Below are 19,721 nucleotides of genomic sequence, written 5' to 3'. Positions count from 1 at the left end.
ACCCAGTAATCAAGCCATATCCAACACGCGTTGTAGTATAGACTTTTACAATATTTATCCTTGAAAGTGGTCGGAATAGATTGATTTTTAAGGATGACCCCTTATAATTGTAGTGTAGACCTATGAGGAGGGATCACCTTGTTTGTAAAAGTTACGCCACGTACCAAGGGCGGGAAAACTTATTATTTTGCCGAATTAGTTGAGGCTTACCGCGAAGGCGGCAAGGTAAAACATAAACGAATTTTATACTTTGGTAGTGTAGACCTAGAGATTGCTGAAAAACTTAAAATTGTATTCTCTAAGGATTTTGATTCGTTTACCAACATTAATAAAGTGGATTTTTTGAGTGCAGTACCCTATGGTTCCTTTTTCTTGATTCACTCTATCTTTGAAAGACTTAAGATGTTCCCTCTTTTTAAGAAACACTTTGTTTCAAAGGATAAACATATTACGATTGACACGGCATTAACCTGCCTGATGACCATGATTTTTCAGCGTATTATTCAACCCGATAGTAAATTGGCTTTGACGGAGTGGCTCGATGCTACTCCCGTTCGCCATTTTCTTCTCGATGGTGAGAAGGTCCCTGATCTACAAACGATTTACCGTTCTCTTGAGGTTTTAAACGATAATTATCCTGTCGTAGAGCAGTGTCTTTATGATTTTGCCAAATTAGTTTTCCACCAGAACATGCAGGAGCTTTACTACGATATTACCAGTTCTTATTTTGAAGGTCATCAATGTATCATCTCAGACTACGGGTATTCTCGTGACCACAGAGGTGATCGGGAACAACTTGTTATCGGCCTAGTTACTACCCCGGACGGGTTTCCAATTAAATGTAACATCTACTCGGGTAATACTTCCGATAAAACGACTGTGCCAAGAATTGTGGAGGAACTAAAGAATACCTACCAGATCAAAGAATTCATTTTTGTCGGGGATAGAGGAATGTTAAGCGACAAAAATATTAAAGCGATTATCGGCCTGGAACAGAAATACGTTATGGCGATTCCGAGGGCCTGGAGCAAGAAATACCTCATAGATATTGCTATCGATGAAACTCAGATGCAGGAGATTCAGGACAATCTCTTTGTTCGGTTTTTGCCTCCCATTGATGGTCAAAGGTTCCTGTTATGTCTAAATACTCAGAAGAGAACTGATGATACAGAGTACCGAAATCATTGTATAGAGGCTATTAAAGAAGGGCTCAATACCTTAAACAAGACCTTAATTGAGGATAAAAAAAGCCGTATTAAGACACGCGATGAAGCGATGAAAAAGGTCGGCGCGATCTTAAAGCAAAACAAAACAGGCAAATATTTTGATGTTCAAGGCAAAGAAGACACTAACAGCCCCTTAGGATTTGTTTTGGAGTACAGTCTAAAATCGGATAAAGTAGAATCGGATCAACGTCTGGACGGTACGTTTGTCATTCAAACGAATGAACAGGGTTACGAGGGCGAGAAGCTTGTCAAAATATACAAAAACCTAAATAAGGTTGAGACGGCTTTTCGCATCATTAAGAATGACTTAGATATTCGACCGATGTATCATAGGAAAGAAGCGAGGGTCAAAGGACATATCTATGTCTGTGTATTAGCTTATTTTACAATTATTGCGCTTGAAACCATTGCCCATCGGAAGAATGTGAAGAAATCGGCACGTAAGATCTTAAGCGAATTAAATAAGATTGGCTTGATAGAAATTCTTCTTCCCACTGGAGAAAAAAGATATTCCTTGACGACGATTGGTAAAGACCAACGACGATTACTTAATACCTATGACATTAAAAAGATCGGACTGCCAGATGTAGTCTAGAAATTTTTTCGGAAATCCGCATCGTGTGGGCTTTTAGCTTAATTTATGGTTGAATCCCAGTTGAAATCCTTTCAAGCTTGCTTAAATTCTAGGCTAAATCCTTGGTTTTAGGGGTTATTACATTAAAAAAAGGAGTATTCCTAAAAAAATTTAAGTTTTTCTTTGAACATTTAGCATTTCCTTGGTAGAATAAGTTCAACGTGGACGATACCGGAAGGGGAGGGTCCTTTTATGGGAAAAGAAATTATTAATCATTTGGGCAAAATTGAAATCTCTGAAGAAGTCATTTCCACGATAGCAGGTGCTACAGCGGTCGAGTGTTACGGTTTGGTCGGTATGGCCTCACGCAAAATTACAGATGGAGTTGCCGATTTGCTGGGACGGGAGAATTTGGCCCGGGGTGTGGTGGTCACAGTTAAAGACAATGAAGTTGTGATAGATCTTTATATTATCGTTGGATATGGGGTTAAGATTTCTGAAGTCGCCGCTAGTGTTATGGAACGCGTTCGTTATACAACTGAGAAGCTCACGGGATTAAACGTGTCCCAAGTGAATGTGAACGTAAAAGGGGTTCGCGTTTTAGAGTAGGCGAAAGATTAGGGGGATACGGTTTTGAGACCAGCAGCTACGAAGATGGCAAGTGTTTTAGATGGACAGCTATGGAAACAAATGATGGTGTCGGGGGCGAAGGCCCTGGAATTAAAGAAACACGATGTGGATGCCCTGAACGTTTTTCCAGTACCGGATGGTGATACAGGGACGAATATGTTTTTGACGATTCAGTCTGCGGCAAGGGATGCGGAAAAGATATCGAGCCAATCGATCGGAGAAGTGGCGGCCGCAGCTTCGATGGGTTCCTTAATGGGTGCTCGCGGTAATTCAGGGGTTATACTTTCACAGCTCTTGCGAGGTATTGCCAAGGGGTTGGAAGGATTGCAGACGGCCAATTCTCTTCAGGTCGCCCAAGCTTTGCAAGCGGGAGTAGATACAGCTTATAAAGCAGTTATGAAACCTGTAGAGGGTACGATCCTGACGGTTTCGAAGGAGACAGCGCGGGCAGCCTTAGCCGCGGCCAAGAGTGGCGGATCTTTGCTGGAAACTCTTCAAGAAGCCCAGGAAAAGGGCTTTAAAAGCTTGGCAAAAACACCAGATATGTTGCCGGTGCTGAAACAAGCGGGAGTAGTGGATGCAGGCGGGCAGGGTTTCCTCGTTATATTAGGCGGATGGATCTCAGCATTAACGGGAGAAACCTTAACTTCAGATACCATCAGCGATGGAGAAAGTTCGCCAGAGCAGCACATTCATAAGTCTGTCGAACTTAAACAAGAAGAATTTTTGCAAGTCGAAAGCCTTGATTATCCTTATTGTACGGAGTTTTTAGTTAAGGGAACGGATTTGCGTGTTGAACAGATGAAACAGGATTTGCTCGATCGCGGGGACTGCCTGCTGGTTGTAGGAACTCCCGAAGTGGTGAAGATTCATGTTCATGTCAAGAATCCGGGCAAAATCCTGGATTACGCGATACAGTGGGGCTCGCTTCACGAAGTGCAAATTCATAATATGTTAGAACAAAACGAAAATATGGCTCATGCTATGAAAGAAAAAACGTCTGAAAATCCTTCTCAACCCTTAAAAGAGTTCGGCGTGGTAGCCGTAGCCATGGGACAGGGAATTGCGGATGTCTTTATCAGCTTAGGTGCGGATGAAGTTGTATTTGGCGGCCAAACCATGAATCCCAGCACGGAGGATCTTGCAGCAGCAGTCCGTAAGGTTCCGGCAAAACAAGTGTTTATTTTGCCGAACAACGGTAATATTGTCATGGCCGCTCGTCAGGTTAAAGATGTGGTATCGGAACGCCAGGTGCATGTAATTCCCAGTAAATCCATACCCCAAGGGATTTCTGCCTTACTGAGCTTTAATAGTGAGGGAGATGCTGAGGGGAATATTCAAACTATGGAGCGAGGGCTAAGTGGTGTTTGCTCAGGAGAAGTAACTTATGCGGTCCGGGATTCCCAGTATGGGGATTTGACCATTTCGGACGGAGACCTATTAGGATTAGTAGAAGATGTAATAGTTACAACGGGAAAATCCTTACATGAAGTAGCACAATCAACCTTGGACAAAATGGAATGGAAAACCCACGATCTGGTTACAATATTTTACGGTGAAGACACAAAACTTGAAGAGGTTGAACGTCTCCAGGATTGGCTTCGGGAAGAGAATCCAAGTGTCGAAGTTGAGGTTCATCCCGGTAGGCAACCGCTCTACTATTATATCTTTGGTGTGGAATAGGTTAACCTCCGGAATTATTCCGGAGGTTTTTTGCTTATAGGGGGGAACATCGTGGGAAAGAGTAATGTATTTGATCTTCTGGGGCCGATTATGGTTGGTCCGTCCAGTTCACACACAGCTGGTGCGGTTCGCTTGGGAGGAATGGCCAGAAAGATATTAGGAGAAGAACCTGTTAAAGGAACGATTTCACTGCACGGCTCCTTTGCAAAAACAGGGAAGGGACATGGAACAGATCTGGCATTGCTGGCAGGGCTATTAGGAATGTTTCCTGATGATGAACGGATACCGGATGCTCCTAAACTGGCAAAGGAACAGGGACTAAGCATTGATTATGAGTCTGTCGATCTCGGTGAGGTTCATCCTAACACCGTAAAGTTTGATTTAGTCGGAAAATCGGGTGGACGTGCTCAGGTAATTGGTTCGTCAACTGGAGGAGGGACCATTGTTATACATAAGATCAATGACTTTGAAGTGGAAATCCGGGGGGATTACCCAACCTTAGTCATCTTGCATCAGGATCTTCCGGGATTGGTGGCTCAAGTGACTCTTCTCCTGGCAACGGCTCAAATCAATATAGCCAGTATGCGGGTTTCACGTGAAAAAAGGGGAGCTCAAGCCCTGATGGTTTTAGAAACAGATCAAACAATTGATGAAGCCGTTCTGGATTTAATGCGAAAACTACCTAGAATTGAGCAAGCGATGGCTATTGAGCCTTTATGATTAGGAGGTAACACATGCGCGCCTATGAAGATTGGGTTATTCTGGCTGAAGCAAACGAACTGAAGCTCAGTGAAGTCGTACTGCAAGATCAAATGGAAGAGCTGGAACAGACTGAGGAAGCACTGTTCGAACGAATGAGGGCGAACTTAAAGGTGATGAGAGAGTCTGTAGAAGCTGGTTTAATCGGAAAACGACGTTCCTTATCCGGTTTGGTCGGTGGAGACGCGGCTAAAGTTGAGAGTCATCGAAAAATGGGGGCCAGCTTGGCCGGCGAAATAATGAGTGGTGTTATCGCTAAGGCGCTTGCGGTGGCCGAGATTAACGCCTGTATGGGTAAAATTGTGGCTGCGCCGACGGCTGGTTCCTGTGGGGTACTGCCTGCGGTATTATTGACCGTTGAAGAGAATCATCAAGTTTCAGAACGGGACCTTCTGCTTGCGCTTTTTACAGCTGCAGGATTAGGGATGATTCTTGCGGAACGGGCCAGCGTTTCTGGTGCTGAAGGTGGATGTCAGGCGGAAATTGGCTCAGCAGCGGCAATGGCGGCTGCTGCGGCCGTGGAATTGGCTGGAGGATCGCCGAGGCAGACGGCTGATGCTGCCGCGATTGCCATGAAATCAATGCTCGGTTTAGTCTGTGATCCTGTAGGCGGGCTTGTCGAGGTGCCCTGTGTTAAACGAAATGCAACTGCGGCAACCATTGCTTTGTCGGCGGCCGAAATGGCGCTTTCCGGAGTGAAGAGTGTGATCCCGATCGATGAGGTTATTGATACAATGGGCCAGATTGGGAAACAAATGCCGTGTACTCTGAAAGAAACTGCCCAAGGTGGTCTGGCTGTTAGCTCAACGGGACGACGAATCCAGGCTGATTTTCTATGAAGCATTCTCAGGTCCAAATAGTTTTAAGCAATTTTCAGCGGGCTCTTTTAGCGGAAGAGAAACAGGGATTTACGAATGCGGGGGTATTAGGAGGATTCAATATCTTTTTGCGAGGGATTCTTCCCCGGTTGGAACAGCTTTTTCCGGGTAAGGATCTGGATTTGCTGAGAGAACTGGCTCAGAACTATTCTGCCTTCAGCCCCCTTCGCCGCAGAGAAGCCTTTTCGGAAATTCGCCGCTTTATGCAGGAAATTAATCTTGAAGCACAGGACATCTTCACCCGGAGCGGATCAATAACAGACGCTCAAAAAAGTCCGAAGCAACAAGAGGGATCGGATAGAAACTTAGATCAAATAGATAACCGTCATAGTTTCCAAGAACACAAAGAGGCGCTAAATTCCAAACGTCCCAAAAGCAAAGATCATTCTTCGCGGACCAGGCCTTTGCAATACCTTAAAGGGGTTGGGCCGGAAAGAGCCAAACAGCTTGAACAGCTTGGAATCCATACTATTCAAGACTTGCTGCAATATTATCCTCGCCGCTATGAAGATCGCCGCAAGCGAATGATAGCAGAGTTGAAAGACGGAGAACTGGCAACCATCGAAGGCAAAGTAGTAGCAGGGCATGTGACCAGTGGTAAAATGAAAGTGATCAAGTTGAGCATTGAACAAGCCGGTCGCTTAATCCAGGCTACTTGGTTTAACCAAACCTTTGTTCTCAAACAATATCCAGTCGGAACACAAGTCGTCATTACCGGTAAGGTTCGCTGGCAGCAGCAGATTCCTGAAATTTTAGCGACAGATATTGAAAAAGCAAGTACAAATTTGCCGGCTAATGACTGTGAATTTAGCAGCCAAACGATTTTGCCGATTTATTCAGAAACAGCACGCTTATCTACAAAAGTAATACGCAATTTAATCCAAGGTATTATAGGACAGGTGGAGGGAGAGTTTCCGGAGATCTTGCCGCCGGAGGTTTTGAGAGGATGGATGGATCGTCCCAGTGCTCATCGGGAGATCCATTTTCCCAGGAACTATGCCAATCTTAGGTTAGCGAGGGATCGATTGGTTTGGGAAGAAGTTCTCTTTTTGCAATTAGCAGTTGCCGGACTACGCCAGGGAATGGTGCGGCTTGGCAGTCCTTCTCTGTTGGGCGGGGAGGAGCTGATCCAGAGTTTTTACAGGGGTCTGCCGTTTCAATTAACTAAGGCTCAGCAACGAGTGATTCAAGAAATATTTCAGGATATGGCTAAACCGCAAGGAATGGCCCGCTTGGTCCAGGGGGACGTGGGATCAGGTAAAACTGCGGTTGCCATGGCTGCTCTGCTGCGGGCAGTTGGCTCAGGTTACCAAGGTGCTATGATGGCACCTACGGAAATTTTAGCATTACAGCATTATCAATCTCTTGAGAAAGTGTTCACTCCTCTGGGAATTACGGTCGTTTGTTTATTGGGCAGTCAGAGTAAAGGCCTGCGGGAGAGTGCCTTAGCGATGATTGCAGAGGGACAGGCTCAGGTTGTTGTAGGAACCCATGCCTTGATTCAGGAAGGGGTGGTGTTTAAAGCATTGGGCCTTGCGGTGACGGATGAGCAGCATCGCTTTGGTGTGCGTCAGCGAACCATGCTGCAAGGCAAGGGAAAGAACCCTCATGTTTTGGTTCTCACGGCTACCCCCATTCCACGAACCCTGGCGTTAACCCTTTACGGAGATTTGCAGCTCTCTGTTCTTGATGAAATGCCGGCAGGGCGAAAACCAATCATCACCCGCAAATTGACAGAACGTACTCGCCCGAAAATGGAAAAATTCCTAGACGAGCAAATCAATCTAGGCAGGCAGATTTACGTTGTCTGCCCATTAGTTGATGAATCAGAAACCTTGGATATCATCTCTGCGACTCAGCGGGCGTCTGACTTGCAAGTGAGATTTCCCAACCATCGTGTCGCCCTTTTGCACGGAAAAATGAAGGGCCCGGAAAAAGAAGGGATTATGAAGGCTTTTAATGGGGGAGATATCGATATTCTGGTTGCCACGACTGTGGTGGAAGTCGGGGTGAACGTTCCCAATGCTTCAGTTATGGTGATTGAATCGGCAGAGCGCTTCGGTCTTGCCCAATTACATCAATTAAGAGGACGAGTAGGGCGGGGGAGTGAGCAATCTTACTGTTTTTTGATGACAGGAAACGCCAATAGCAGACGCTTGGACATTTTGTGTCAAACGGAGGATGGCTTTAAAATTGCGGAAGAGGATATGCGCCTGCGCGGGACAGGGGAGTTATTAGGAACCAGGCAGCATGGTTTAGCTGAATTACGTCTTGCGGACCTCTCCCGGGACGGGCAGCTTGTTGAAAAGGCCTATCAGACGGCCCAGGAAGCGTTGCGAAATCCGGAGAAGTATGAATTGCTTTGGAAAGAAGTACAGAAGAGATTTCCACCGGAGAGGATTGGGGTAAATTAGAGATGGGATCGAGAAGAATGGATCAGTTCATAAGATCACTCACCTTGAACCGAGCAGAGGTTCCCTCATTCTTGGAATATCCTTTCAATTTGGCGGCAATAAGGAATTTGGAGATTTTGTCATTTCATCCCCAAGTGACCTTTATCGTAGGAGAAAATGGCTCCGGGAAGTCGACGATACTGGAAGCGATAGCAGTTGCTTATGGCTTTAATCCCGAAGGAGGAACAAAAAATTTTAATTTTTCATCGAAAGCTACTCATTCCCGGTTAAATAACTATATAAGACTGGTCAAAGGGTTGAAAAAACCTGGGGATGGTTTTTTTCTGCGAGCGGAGAGCTTTTATAATTTAGCGACGAATATCGACGAATTGGATTCAGCACCTTCCTTTGGACCGCCTTTAATCAATTCCTATGGGGGGCGTTCTCTACATGAACAATCCCACGGAGAGTCTTTTTTTGCTGTTTTTCAAAACAAATTCCGAGGTAACGGAATTTACATTCTTGACGAGCCGGAAGCCGCCCTATCTCCTTCGCGACAAATGTCCATGATTGCGAGAATACATGAACTGGTCGGACAAGGGTCCCAGTTTATTATTGCTACTCATTCCCCCATCATAATGGCCTATCCTCAGGCATGTATCTATGAAATACAAGAAGGCTTTGAGTCTGTAAAGTATGAAGAAACAGAACATTATCAAATAATGAAAGTTTTTCTGAATAACACGAAGAAGATGTTAGCGATACTAATGGAAGATTTAAAATGATTGGGAGGTTAACCAGGAATTGCCGAGTATCAACTCAGTCATAATGTCAATAATAATAACACATTAAAGAGGAATTAACTTAGCTGACAGCAGCGAAGCAGGTCTGCTGTCTCTATAAAAATCTAAGGAGGGGTAAGCTTTGGCTAAGTCAACTCAACCTATGGTTCAACTGACACCCGAATTAGAAAAATTCAAGTATGAAGTCGCTCAAGAAATTGGGATTGCTAACCGAAAACATAAGAGTTTTCCCAATTCACCGCAGCAATAACCCAAAAAGGAGAGGGTCAGGTAACAACCTGCCCTCTCCTTCCTTACCTTAATGACGTATGATTAACGATGAAACTTATTGTAAATATCTCTCATAATCTTCCCGATCAATTCCCGGATGCAAGCTGATCGCCAAGGCTCCGGCGATTATTTTAGCTACGGTTTTGATCAGAGAGTCAATTTCTTTCGGTGTAACCATCAAATTTCCTTGGAACGGAGACAGCACATCATCAATAATTTGACTGAATACTTCAGGTTTTATCCCTTTATAAAGCTGATAGAGTTTGGGGCTGGTGACGAATTCTTTGAATACTCCTTCGACCGCATCGTGGGCAATAACTCCGGCATTAACAACGGTTGGAAGCCCGATGGCAATTACTTTGCAGCCTAATGTTTCTTCAGTAATCCCGGCCCTCCGGTTGCCAACCCCTGAGCCTGGATGAATGCCGGTATCGGCAAGTTGAATGCTTGTCCCGATACGTTCCAGGGAACCTGCGGCCAGGGCATCAATGGCAATGACCAGATCAGGCTTAACGTGTTCAACAAGCCCTCGGATGATCTCGGCAGTTTCGATTCCGGTGAGTCCCAATACACCAGGTGCAATAGCACTGATTTTTCTCAATTGCCCTTTTAATTCATCAGGAGAGAGTTGGTATAAATGGCGGGTCACCATCGTTTTGTCAACGACCTGGGGTCCCAAAGCGTCCGGCGTAGCATTCCAGTTTCCTAATCCTACGATTAAAATGCTGGCATCTTCTTTAAGATTCATTAGATCAACTAATCTATCTGCCAGTACATGAGTGATTTCCTCATGTACGACATAATTATTCGTCCGGATTTCAGGAGCATCTATGGTTATGTATTGTCCTTTCGGTTTGCCGATTGCTTCGGCCCCTTCGTCAGTTTCAACCGTGATAATGGTGACCTTAGCATGTTCGTGTTCTTGTTCGTTCATCAGGACACCAGGAATTTCCTCTCCGCTTTCTCCCCGCAGGAGCTGATGAGCCTCAACGGCTAAATCCAGTTGAACATTAAGCTGCTGATAAAGTTCTAATTTCTTCAAACTATGATACTCCTTTAACCCTAATTTGTTGGGATAGTGTAAAAAAGTCACTGGGGCTATGAAAAGCTCCCAGTGAACAGAGGAAAAACGAAGGAAGAGCTAGATGGGGGAAGGGCACTCGATGATTATGTCATCATTGCCGAGTCTAGTATATGACAAAATCCGAAACGATATACTAGGATATACAAGGAATTTAGGGATTTCCTGTGGTATACTATAGAATAAAAAATGGATTAAATTTTTTTGCTCTGTTATAATGTAACGTGGAGGGTTTATGCGTATTATTGCAGGAGAAATGCGTGGTCGGCAACTAAAGGCGGTTGAAGGAATGCATACCCGCCCAACTTCGGATAAAGTCAAAGGTGCTATTTTTAATGTTTTAGGGGACAAGGTCTTAGATTCGCGTGTATTAGACCTCTTTGCCGGGACAGGAAACTTGGCCATAGAAGCCCTTTCCCGAGGCTCTTGTGAAGCAGTGTTGGTGGAAAAGAGTCACAATGCCTTTCAAGTTATACAGAAAAACCTGCAGCAGCTTGGGGTTAACCAAAAATCCAGACTCTTTTTAATGGATGCTTTTCAGTATATACATAGATACCCCAATGAAGTTTTTGACCTGATTTTTTTGGATCCCCCTTATCGACAGGAACTGATTCAAAAGGTTCTCCAGACCTTAAAGGAATACTCATATTTGACTCCTGATGGCGTGATCGTCGCTGAGACGGCTAAAGATGAAGAATTAACAGGTGATATTTATCCGTTTGAAATTCGTAAAACAGGAGAATACGGAGACACAAAAGTATGGTACCTACAGAGAATGGATGTATGACGAGGGAGAGGATATAAATGGAAACTGATATTCAGGGTTTAATCAATGAAATAGAAGAAATTGTAGATCATGGAACTAAAATCCCGATGACGGGAAAGGTTTTAGTGGATGACGCCGTAATTTTTGAATTACTGGATCGCGTGCGAGCGGCCTTGCCTGAAGAAATTACCAATGCCAAATGGGTTTTGAAAGAACGCCAGCGTATACTTGATGAAGCTCAGGCGGAAGCTCAAAAACTCATGGAGCAAGGGAAAGTTTATGTTGATAAGATGGCTTTAGAAAATGAAGTGGTTAAACAAGCTCAAGATTATGGAGAAGATATGGTCAGGCAAGCCCAAACCTTTGCCCGGGAAGTAAAGACCGGGGCAGTTCAATACGCAGACGAAATGCTTCAACATGTAGAACAGAGCTTGTATGAAACTTTACAGGCTTTGCGCAAAAACCGGGAAGAATTAAAAGGATTAGCCAGAGAGGACCGAAGCGGTAAGTCCGAAAATGTGGAGAGTGAGTAAATCTCACTCTTTTTTCTTAATTTAGGGCAGAGGACTGGAAAATCGGATAAATGGGTAGAAATGTTAATGAGTGAGTCTAGGAATGACGAACTCTAACTAAAGCGAGGACGGCGAGGATGGATAGGCACCCCATAAATACTAAGGAGCTTAAGTGCCAAGTGTTCCAGAAAAACACAGGGGTTTCCGAAATTTGAACAAGTTGGTTCGAGGTGGGGACTTTAGCAATCATGAGAAAAACTTGACTTAGTCCAAGTGCTATAATGGCATGCAGTGTTCTGGCTATTAAAAATGAGGAGAAGCGCAAGTCTGTGCCGCTGATCAGACCGGCAACTTGAGCAAAGACTGAAAGTCCGCCCCAGCCCATGAGCAAAGCCAGGAGGGCTACTTGTTGATCGAGCAAAAACAGGGCTTGGATCGCTTCCTGGCAACCTAAGGTCATTTCAAAAATTCCATTAAAAAGCGCTTGGAAAACCGAGACCGGAATGATTTGAATAATATGATGGCTAAGACTCGCTAATAGGAATGTAATGTGCCAAAGGTTTAATAGTCTCAAAATGACAGCGAAAAAAGCCATAAAGCCGGCCACCATTAAGACAGTATTAGTGCTTTGCTTGATGGCATCCCCGAGAACTTGACCGAAGGTGCGTCTGTCTCGGTTTTGGGCATTTTTCATTTCTTGCCAGGCCCGCCTGAATGAAGGGAAAGAGGAACTTTGTTGGGAGACGGATGTAACCCGGTAGAATCGGAAGAGGAAGCCAACGATTAAGTTAGCAAGATAGACAGAGCCGGCCAATAATATTCCCAGCGATGGTTTTCCAAGCATGCCGGATGCCACAGCACCGAACATAAACCCTGGACTGGGGTTATTCGTAAAGGCTAAGAGACGTTCCCCTTCTTCACGGGTTATTTCTCCGTCATTGCGAAGCCGTGCGGTTAGTACTGCTCCCATGGGAAATCCGGAAGTATAACCCATTGCCACAACGAAAGCGGCTTTGCCGGGAAGCCGGAAAACCGGGCGCATAAATGATTCAAGAAGGACACCGAGAAAATGAACAAACCCTGAGGTCATCAGGAGTTCGGAAAGAATAAAAAAAGGAAGCAAGGCAGGGAGAACAAAACGCCACCATAAGGTCAATCCTTCTGCAGCAGAACTAAGTACTTCCTGGGGATAGATAAACATTGCCAGGGCCAGGAAGCTCAAAGTAAGAACACGAGCCACATTGAACATGAATATACACCTTCCTTCATAATTTATATGGAAGAATGCCGGACCCTAGAAGTCGTGGGGAGGGAAAACTCAATGAATCCAAAAAAAGGACTTGTTTTGGGTGCGGGAGGTGCGCGGGGATTTGCTCATTTAGGATTTCTCCAAGTAATGGAGGAACAAAGGATAAGTATGGATGTTGTGGTCGGATGTAGTGCAGGGGCTATATTCGGTGCTTTGTGGTGTGCCGGAATGGATCTTTATCGTATCGAGCGTCTCTTAACCTATCCGGGCTTTGCTAAGAAAGTATTGGACCCTGCCGTTTCTAAAAAGGGACTGATCAAAGGAGACAGAATCCTTGAAGTGATACGCCTTTTAACCAAAGATATGTCATTTGCTGATCTGAAAATTCCTTTAGCTATCGTAGCGACAGATATCCAAACAGGTGAGCTTGTGGTATTTCGTGAGGGGAGTGTAGCACAAGCAGTTCGGGCTAGTATTTCGATCCCGGGATTTTTCAAGCCTTATCGTTATCAAGACAGGCTCCTTGTTGATGGTGCCGTTAAAAATCGTTTGCCGATACATATTGCCCGGGAAATGGGCGCGGAGAAGGTTTTAGCAATCGACGTTAAAAAAGGAATGGTGAATAAGCTTAATAGTGCCATGGACATCTTATTGCAATCCATCGAAATTCTGGAAGATGAAGTTTTTCGTGCCAATTGTCATGGGGCGGATCTGCTTATTCAGCCGGATATTGGACATATCGGAAGTCTTCAGTTTGACAAAGCTGAAGAAGGAATCCGGCTTGGCCGGGAGATTGCGTTGACCAAATGTTCTGAGATTAAGAGAATAATGGCGTAAGGGGTTAAAAAACCCTGTATTTTATGCTACACTTTTTAATGAAACAAATAGTTCCTGGAAAGATGTGGAACTATAGATCAATTGAAATCCGTTTTTCGGGAAAGACTATAGTCATTAATACTTATAGGCTGCTTTGAGAGCGGAAAATTATAAAGGGGTATATAAAAATGAAGATTCTTGTTATCAACTGTGGAAGCTCTTCCCTGAAATATCAAGTTATTGACATGGCTACGAAAAACGCCATTGGCAAGGGTTTAGTAGAAAGGATAGGGCTTGCGGGTTCAGTCCTTACTCACCGTACCAAATCCGGAGCAAAAGAAGTTATTACGGCTGAGATCCCCGATCATACTGTGGCTATCAAACTCGTGCTGGAAGCCTTAGTTTCTCCTCACTACGGTACTATTGAAGATTTAAAGGAAATCTGTGGAGTAGGGCATCGCGTCGTTCACGGGGGAGAAAAATTTTCAAAATCCGTACTGATCGATGACCCTGTTATGGAAGCACTGGAGGAATGCGTAGAACTAGCCCCTCTTCACAATCCGCCCAATATCGCAGGGATTAAGGCTTGCCAAACGATGATGCCTGGAGTTCCACAGGTAGCGGTCTTTGACACAGCATTTCATCAAACGATGCAGCCTAAAAGCTATATTTATGGATTACCCTATGAGTACTATCAAACGTATGGAATTCGAAAATATGGTTTCCATGGGACATCTCATAAATATGTCAGTCAACGTGCAGCTGTTCTTCTCCAGAGGCCACTAAGTGAGTTGAAGCTTATTAGCTGTCACTTAGGAAACGGTGCTTCGATTTGTGCCATCCGTGGGGGAAAATCAATTGAAACTTCCATGGGCTTTACTCCCTTGGACGGTCTTATGATGGGAACACGCTCAGGAGCTTTGGATCCGGCGATTGTTACCTATATCATGAACAAAGAAAATCTTACGGTTGATCAAATGAATGATTTTCTGAACAAAAAATGTGGCGCTTTAGGGGTTTCGGGGATAAGCAGTGATTTCAGAGACATTGAAGTGGCCGCGGCACAAGGAAATGCCCGTGCACAGCTCGCTTTAGATATTTTTGAGCACGATGTCCGGCAGTTTATCGGCTCCTATGCCGCAGTATTAGGCGGAGTTGATGGAATCATATTCACAGCCGGAGTCGGAGAAAACTCTGCCAGCATGCGGGAAGGTATTTGCAATAATCTGGAATATATCGGTGTGGATCTCGATATTGAAAAGAATAAGGTCAGAAGCGAAGAAGTGGATGTTTCCAAACCCAATGCCCGCTGTCGGGTTCTCATCATTCCGACCAATGAGGAACTGATGATTGCTCTGGAAACCAATGATTTAATCCGGTAGGGGCCATTTGTAAATTGTCCTTACCAGGGAAAAACCTAAATGTGTAAAGAGTTTTCCTTGACAAAGAAAAATGTGCCAACTATAATAATGAATGTGTATTGGGGTGGTATTATGAAAGTGAATGTAGCCCAGGTTCGTCTTAGCGGTGGAGAAACCGTCCATTATGATTTGGTGGAGGATTTTTCGGCCTTCGATTTGGGAATTGACGACCTCTCATTTCAAGCACCGGTACACGTGCAGCTTCAGGTAAATAACACCCGTAAAGCAATGCTGGTCAAAGGGACTATTCACACGAAACTAAATGCAACGTGTGGACGCTGTTTAGAACCCTTCGTCTATACTTTGGATCTTCCCTATGAAGATGAATGGGCATTCCGATGGCTGGCGACAGAAGATCTCCTTGAGACGGCACTCCTTTTAGACAAAGATGAAATCGATATCAAAGATCGCATCTTTGAACAAATTGTGTTGGCTTTACCGATGAAGTTTACTTGTTCAGTAGAGTGTCAAGGGCTATGCCCAAACTGTGGTGCGAATAGAAATCTTGCCCCATGTAATTGTGGGGAGGGAACAATTGACCCCCGGTTAGCAGCACTGGCCAAGTGGCAATCCAATGACTGATTAAGTTCAGAAAACATAAAGGGGGTGTAATTATGGGTGTTCCGCAACATCGACAATCAAAATCAAGGGTTCGTAAACGTCGGGCTATGTGGAAACTAACTGCACCAAACCACATCGAATGCCCTCAATGCCATAAACCAAAGATGCCGCATTATATTTGCCCTAGTTGTGGGTTTTATAATTCTAAGGCAGTTATTGCTATTGAATCATAAGCTTTGCAATAAGAAAAAGACAAAGGACTTTAGAGTTCTTTGTCTTTTTCTTATTGTCTTAATTGCTTTAGCTGGCAAATAGTCTTATTTCATTGGCATTCGACATGGTTATTTCTTGATAAGCGTCCTGAGATAGTTTATAATTGTGACCAGGTCATAAAGCGAGGCGCGAAGTGCGATGCACGAAGTTCGAACCTGGGGCTTGTAACTCACTTTAGTGATCAAATATTAGAAGGTTAGTACAAGGCGCTTAGAACTTAGAAAATGCAAGGTGAGAAATGGTGATATAGATGACTCGATATAGTAAAGAAGAACGCCGCAAACGATTAGGAGAAGCACTTTCCGAGAATCCGTTTTTTACTGACGAGGAGCTTTCCGAACAGTTTAAAGTTAGTGTATCAACCATTCGTTTGGATCGGGGAGAACTTGGAATTCCTGAACTTCGGGAACGAACCCGTGCAGTTGCTCAAGAAGCCTATTCGACGCTGAAGGCCTTAGATGATCAGGAACTTATCGGAGAGTTGCTCGAACTTGTTATTGGTGAGAGAGCTTGCTCAAGGCTGGTGATTGATGAGAGTATGGTTTTGGCAAAAGCCAGAGTGGCTCGTGGTCATTATCTGTTTGCTCAGGCTAATTCTCTTGCTATTTCCTTAGTAGATGCTCCCATAGCCTTAACGGGAAGTGTTGGGTTGAAATTCAAAAGACCTGTTCAATTAGGTGAAGTTGTGATCGCTAAAGGAACCGTTCTTAAGCGAAAACAAAACAAATATTGGGTTCAGATATCAGTGAGTGTCGGCGCGGAGGAAGTGCTTCGGGGAGATTGGATTCTTTTTGCGATGGAGGACGTTACAGCTATAAGGGAAAGGGAGATGGAGGAGTAGATGAGAATTGCAGTGGATGCAATGGGCGGGGATTTTGCTCCGGAGGAGATCATCAAAGGGACGCTGATGTCTGCGGAAACGAGTCCGGATGTTCAGCTCATACTGGTAGGGCGTAAAGAACGGATTGAACCCTTTTTAGCCGGATCGCTGCCTAAAAACGTGTCAATCTTTGAAGCGTCTGAGGTTATAGAGATGGACGAACATCCAGCCAATGCGGTGCGTAAAAAGAAGGATTCCTCCATAGTCGTGGCAACCAGATTAGTAAAGCAAGGAGAGGCTGATGCTGTTGTAAGTGCCGGAAGTACCGGAGCCCAAATGGCGGCAGCACTTTTAGGATTAGGGCGGATCAAGGGAATTGAACGTCCGGCGATTGTTACCATCCTGCCAACCTCAGAAGGCGGAAAACTTATTCTTGATGTAGGAGCAAACATGGATGCCACGCCCGCACAGCTTTGTCAGTATGCGCTAATGGGCAGTATCTATGCAACCAAGATCTTAGGGATTTCCAATCCTCGCGTAGGCCTGCTGAACGTAGGAAGTGAAGAAGGTAAAGGAAATGAACTGACCCAAAAGGCTTATCCTTTGCTGAAGGAAGCTCCGATTAATTTTATCGGCAACGTGGAGGGCCGTGATGTTCCCTATGGACGTGCCGATGTGGTTGTTTGCGACGGTTTTGCGGGAAATATTCTTCTGAAAACCGCCGAAGGACTGGCTGGAGTATTGTTTGACCAGATTAAGGAAAAGATTACTTCAAACATGGTTCGTAAGCTGGGTGCCCTGGCTATCAAACCGGGTTTAAAAGAGATTGCCCGAATGATGGACTATGCAGAATATGGTGGAGCGCCATTGCTTGGAGTTAATGGAATCAGCATCATTTGTCATGGAAGTTCAAAATCCAAGGCGATTTTGAATGCGATCCGGGTAGCCCGGGAATGTGTGCAAGTGCGTTTGATCGATCAGATTCGACAGGATCTGCTTAAGTAAAGTTTGTTAACTTAGTTAGAAAAGAGGACTGCGACAAATGCCTAGTGTGCGTAGTGTGGGTATTGTGGGAATAGGGTCATACGTTCCGGAAAACATTATGACCAATAAGGATATGGAACAATTTTTGGACACCAATGATGAATGGATAATTTCGCGTACCGGAATCAGGCAGCGTCATATTGTCCCTAAGGACATGCCTGTCTCGGAATTATGTTACCAAGCAGGATTAAAGGCCTTAGAAGATGCTCAGATCTCTCCTGAAGAGGTCGATCTGGTTATTGTTGCCACCATAACACCGGATTACGCCTTCCCGGCAACTGCTTGTCTCGTGGCTGACCGCTTAGGGGCCAGAAATGCAGGGGCTTTTGATTTAGAAGCGGGGTGCACCGGTTTTATTTATGGAGTGGTGACCGGCAGTCAGTTTGTTGCGACAGGTTTGTACAAAACCGTGCTCGTTATCGGCGGAGAAACCTTAAGCAAGGTCCTTAATTGGCAAGACCGCTCAACTTGTATCCTGTTTGGGGATGGGGCCGGGGCGGCAGTTTTGCAGCCGGTGAAAGATGGTTTCGGGTTTTTAAGTTTCGAATTAGGCTCCGATGGTTCCGGTGGTTCTTTGCTCAGTCAGCCGGCCGGGGGGTCAAAATATCCGGCAAGTTTGGAGACGGTTGAGAAAAACCTGCATACCCTTCAGATGGAAGGGAAGGAAGTGTATAAATTCGCGGTCCGGGTTATGGGAGATGTTTCAGTCAAAGTTCTGGAGAAGGCCGGTTTGTCAAAAGACGATGTGGATCTTCTAATCCCACATCAGGCCAATATTCGAATCGTTGATGCAGCTGTTAAGAGACTTCGTATTTCTCCGGATAAAGTGATTGTAAACTTAGACAAGTATGGCAATATGTCCGCCGCGTCTATTCCAGTCGCTTTAGATGAGACGTTCAAAGCCGGACGTATAAATGAGGGGGATATTATCGTGATGGTTGGATTTGGTACGGGATTAACTTGGGGAGCATGTGTTTTGAAATGGACGAAAGTGGGAAAAATGGATGATTAAAACGAGAATATGTGACTTGATAGGAATTGAATACCCTATTTTCCAAGGTGGTATGGCTTGGGTTTCAACGGGGGAATTGGTGGCGGCGGTCTCGGATAGCGGAGGATTAGGAATTATCGGTTCAGGACAAGCTCCGGCAGATTGGCTGCGTCAAGAAATCCACAAGGTCAAAGCGATCACAAAAAAGCCATTTGGAGTTAATGTCATGCTCATGTCCCCGTTTGTTGAGGAAGTCATGCAGGTGATTCTTGAGGAACGTGTGCCTGTAATCACAACTGGGGCCGGAAATCCCGGGAAATATGTGCCGAAGCTTAAAGAAATCGGAACTAAGGTGATACCGGTGGTGGCCTCGGTTGCTCTGGCCAAACGCCTGGAAAAGGCCGGGGTTGATGCGCTCATTGCGGAAGGAATGGAGTCGGGCGGGCATATCGGTGAAATCGGAACCTTACCCCTCGTTCCTCAAGTAGTTGATGCAGTGAACATCCCGGTGATTGCAGCCGGAGGAATCGTGGATGGCCGGGGGCTGGTGGCAGCGTTAGCCCTGGGAGCTGAAGGAGTACAAATAGGTACACGTTTTATGTGTGCGGAAGAATGTACAATTTCTCCGCTCATTAAAGATAGAATTCTTAAAGCTAAAGACCGCTCAACTGTCATCACAGGACGTTCAACGGGTCATCCCGTTCGCTGTTTAGATAATCGCTTTACCCGTGAAATGGATCAATATGAGCGGGAAGGGATGGCGGCTGAGGAACTTGAGAAAATGGGTGTTGGAAAATTGCGCTTAGCCATGGTAGAAGGGGATACTGAAAATGGTTCGATTATGGCGGGTCAAGTGGCTGGAGCAGTTAATTGTATTGAACCTGCAGCCCGGATAATAAAGGACATTATGCAATCCGCAGAACGGGAATATGAGCGTCTCTCTGCACGGTTTAGGGATAGGAGGGCCTAAG

Annotated in this window: 20 protein-coding genes; 18 read left to right on the top strand and 2 right to left on the bottom strand. The window is 45.0% G+C overall.

Annotated features, from left to right (window positions below):
• Positions 1–138 precede the first annotated feature (138 nt).
• The 8 genes from DESYODRAFT_RS21725 to DESYODRAFT_RS21690 all read left to right on the top strand — a co-directional run bounded on the left by DESYODRAFT_RS21725 (position 139) and on the right by DESYODRAFT_RS21690 (position 9,196).
• Complete coding sequence (locus DESYODRAFT_RS21725) at positions 139–1,821, top strand: IS1634 family transposase (protein ID WP_007782527.1); 1,683 nt, start codon at positions 139–141, stop codon at positions 1,819–1,821.
• Positions 1,822–2,052: 231 nt separating this feature from the next.
• Positions 2,053–2,409 carry an Asp23/Gls24 family envelope stress response protein gene (locus DESYODRAFT_RS21720; protein ID WP_007786391.1) on the top strand — a complete coding sequence of 119 codons (357 nt, stop codon included), beginning with the start codon at positions 2,053–2,055 and terminating at the stop codon, positions 2,407–2,409.
• A 45-nt stretch (positions 2,410–2,454) separates the two neighbouring features.
• Positions 2,455–4,113, top strand: a complete 1,659-nt coding sequence (locus DESYODRAFT_RS21715) for a DAK2 domain-containing protein (RefSeq protein ID WP_042339981.1) — start codon at positions 2,455–2,457, stop codon at positions 4,111–4,113.
• A 51-nt stretch (positions 4,114–4,164) separates the two neighbouring features.
• Positions 4,165–4,833, top strand: a complete 669-nt coding sequence (sdaAB, locus tag DESYODRAFT_RS21710; protein ID WP_007786387.1) for an L-serine ammonia-lyase, iron-sulfur-dependent subunit beta — start codon at positions 4,165–4,167, stop codon at positions 4,831–4,833.
• A 14-nt stretch (positions 4,834–4,847) separates the two neighbouring features.
• Positions 4,848–5,711: an L-serine ammonia-lyase, iron-sulfur-dependent, subunit alpha gene (sdaAA, locus tag DESYODRAFT_RS21705; protein WP_007786385.1), complete on the top strand. Its 864-nt coding sequence runs from the start codon at positions 4,848–4,850 to the stop codon at positions 5,709–5,711.
• Entirely contained in the window at positions 5,708–8,164 is a 2,457-nt protein-coding gene (gene recG / locus DESYODRAFT_RS21700; RefSeq protein ID WP_007786384.1) for an ATP-dependent DNA helicase RecG, read from the top strand. Before sdaAA ends, recG begins: the two co-directional genes overlap by 4 nt.
• Positions 8,165–8,166: 2 nt before the next feature.
• Positions 8,167–8,928: an AAA family ATPase gene (locus DESYODRAFT_RS21695; protein ID WP_042338969.1), complete on the top strand. Its 762-nt coding sequence runs from the start codon at positions 8,167–8,169 to the stop codon at positions 8,926–8,928.
• A 139-nt stretch (positions 8,929–9,067) separates the two neighbouring features.
• Positions 9,068–9,196: a small, acid-soluble spore protein, alpha/beta type gene (locus DESYODRAFT_RS21690; RefSeq protein WP_042338967.1), complete on the top strand. Its 129-nt coding sequence runs from the start codon at positions 9,068–9,070 to the stop codon at positions 9,194–9,196.
• A 75-nt stretch (positions 9,197–9,271) separates the two neighbouring features.
• On the opposite strand, the gene gpr is transcribed toward DESYODRAFT_RS21690, so the two are convergent.
• Complete coding sequence (gpr, locus tag DESYODRAFT_RS21685; RefSeq protein ID WP_007786380.1) at positions 9,272–10,258, bottom strand: GPR endopeptidase; 987 nt, start codon at positions 10,256–10,258, stop codon at positions 9,272–9,274.
• Between the two features lie 274 nt (positions 10,259–10,532).
• Between gpr and rsmD the strand changes: the two genes are divergently transcribed.
• Positions 10,533–11,084 carry a 16S rRNA (guanine(966)-N(2))-methyltransferase RsmD gene (gene rsmD, locus DESYODRAFT_RS21680; RefSeq protein ID WP_007786376.1) on the top strand — a complete coding sequence of 184 codons (552 nt, stop codon included), beginning with the start codon at positions 10,533–10,535 and terminating at the stop codon, positions 11,082–11,084.
• Between the two features lie 17 nt (positions 11,085–11,101).
• A complete protein-coding gene (locus tag DESYODRAFT_RS21675; RefSeq protein WP_007786374.1) occupies positions 11,102–11,596 on the top strand; it encodes a hypothetical protein in 495 nt (164 codons plus the stop codon).
• A 76-nt stretch (positions 11,597–11,672) separates the two neighbouring features.
• On the opposite strand, the gene ylbJ is transcribed toward DESYODRAFT_RS21675, so the two are convergent.
• Entirely contained in the window at positions 11,673–12,824 is a 1,152-nt protein-coding gene (gene ylbJ, locus DESYODRAFT_RS21670) for a sporulation integral membrane protein YlbJ (protein ID WP_007786372.1), read from the bottom strand.
• Positions 12,825–12,896: 72 nt separating this feature from the next.
• Between ylbJ and DESYODRAFT_RS21665 the strand changes: the two genes are divergently transcribed.
• From DESYODRAFT_RS21665 to fabK, 8 genes are all read left to right on the top strand, one after another.
• The gene (locus DESYODRAFT_RS21665) at positions 12,897–13,661 is read left to right on the top strand and encodes a patatin-like phospholipase family protein (RefSeq protein WP_007786370.1); all 765 of its coding nucleotides are present in this window, start codon (positions 12,897–12,899) and stop codon (positions 13,659–13,661) included.
• A gap of 167 nt (positions 13,662–13,828) precedes the next feature.
• Positions 13,829–15,022 (top strand): acetate/propionate family kinase, encoded by a 1,194-nt coding sequence (locus DESYODRAFT_RS21660; protein WP_007786368.1) that lies wholly within the window; start codon positions 13,829–13,831, stop codon positions 15,020–15,022.
• Positions 15,023–15,133: 111 nt separating this feature from the next.
• Positions 15,134–15,643, top strand: a complete 510-nt coding sequence (locus DESYODRAFT_RS21655; protein ID WP_042339979.1) for a YceD family protein — start codon at positions 15,134–15,136, stop codon at positions 15,641–15,643.
• A gap of 32 nt (positions 15,644–15,675) precedes the next feature.
• On the top strand, positions 15,676–15,855 hold the full coding sequence (gene rpmF / locus DESYODRAFT_RS27655; protein ID WP_007786364.1) for a 50S ribosomal protein L32: 180 nt from the start codon (positions 15,676–15,678) through the stop codon (positions 15,853–15,855).
• A 290-nt stretch (positions 15,856–16,145) separates the two neighbouring features.
• On the top strand, positions 16,146–16,736 hold the full coding sequence (gene fapR / locus DESYODRAFT_RS21650) for a transcription factor FapR (RefSeq protein ID WP_007786363.1): 591 nt from the start codon (positions 16,146–16,148) through the stop codon (positions 16,734–16,736).
• The gene (gene plsX / locus DESYODRAFT_RS21645; RefSeq protein ID WP_007786361.1) at positions 16,737–17,720 is read left to right on the top strand and encodes a phosphate acyltransferase PlsX; all 984 of its coding nucleotides are present in this window, start codon (positions 16,737–16,739) and stop codon (positions 17,718–17,720) included.
• A gap of 37 nt (positions 17,721–17,757) precedes the next feature.
• The gene (locus DESYODRAFT_RS21640; protein WP_007786359.1) at positions 17,758–18,771 is read left to right on the top strand and encodes a beta-ketoacyl-ACP synthase III; all 1,014 of its coding nucleotides are present in this window, start codon (positions 17,758–17,760) and stop codon (positions 18,769–18,771) included.
• A complete protein-coding gene (gene fabK, locus DESYODRAFT_RS21635) occupies positions 18,764–19,720 on the top strand; it encodes an enoyl-[acyl-carrier-protein] reductase FabK (protein ID WP_007786358.1) in 957 nt (318 codons plus the stop codon). Before DESYODRAFT_RS21640 ends, fabK begins: the two co-directional genes overlap by 8 nt.
• Position 19,721 lies beyond the last annotated feature (1 nt).

Source organism: Desulfosporosinus youngiae DSM 17734 (genome assembly GCF_000244895.1).
GTDB lineage: Bacteria > Bacillota > Desulfitobacteriia > Desulfitobacteriales > Desulfitobacteriaceae > Desulfosporosinus > Desulfosporosinus youngiae.
This window is presented reverse-complemented; position numbering and strand designations above follow the sequence as displayed.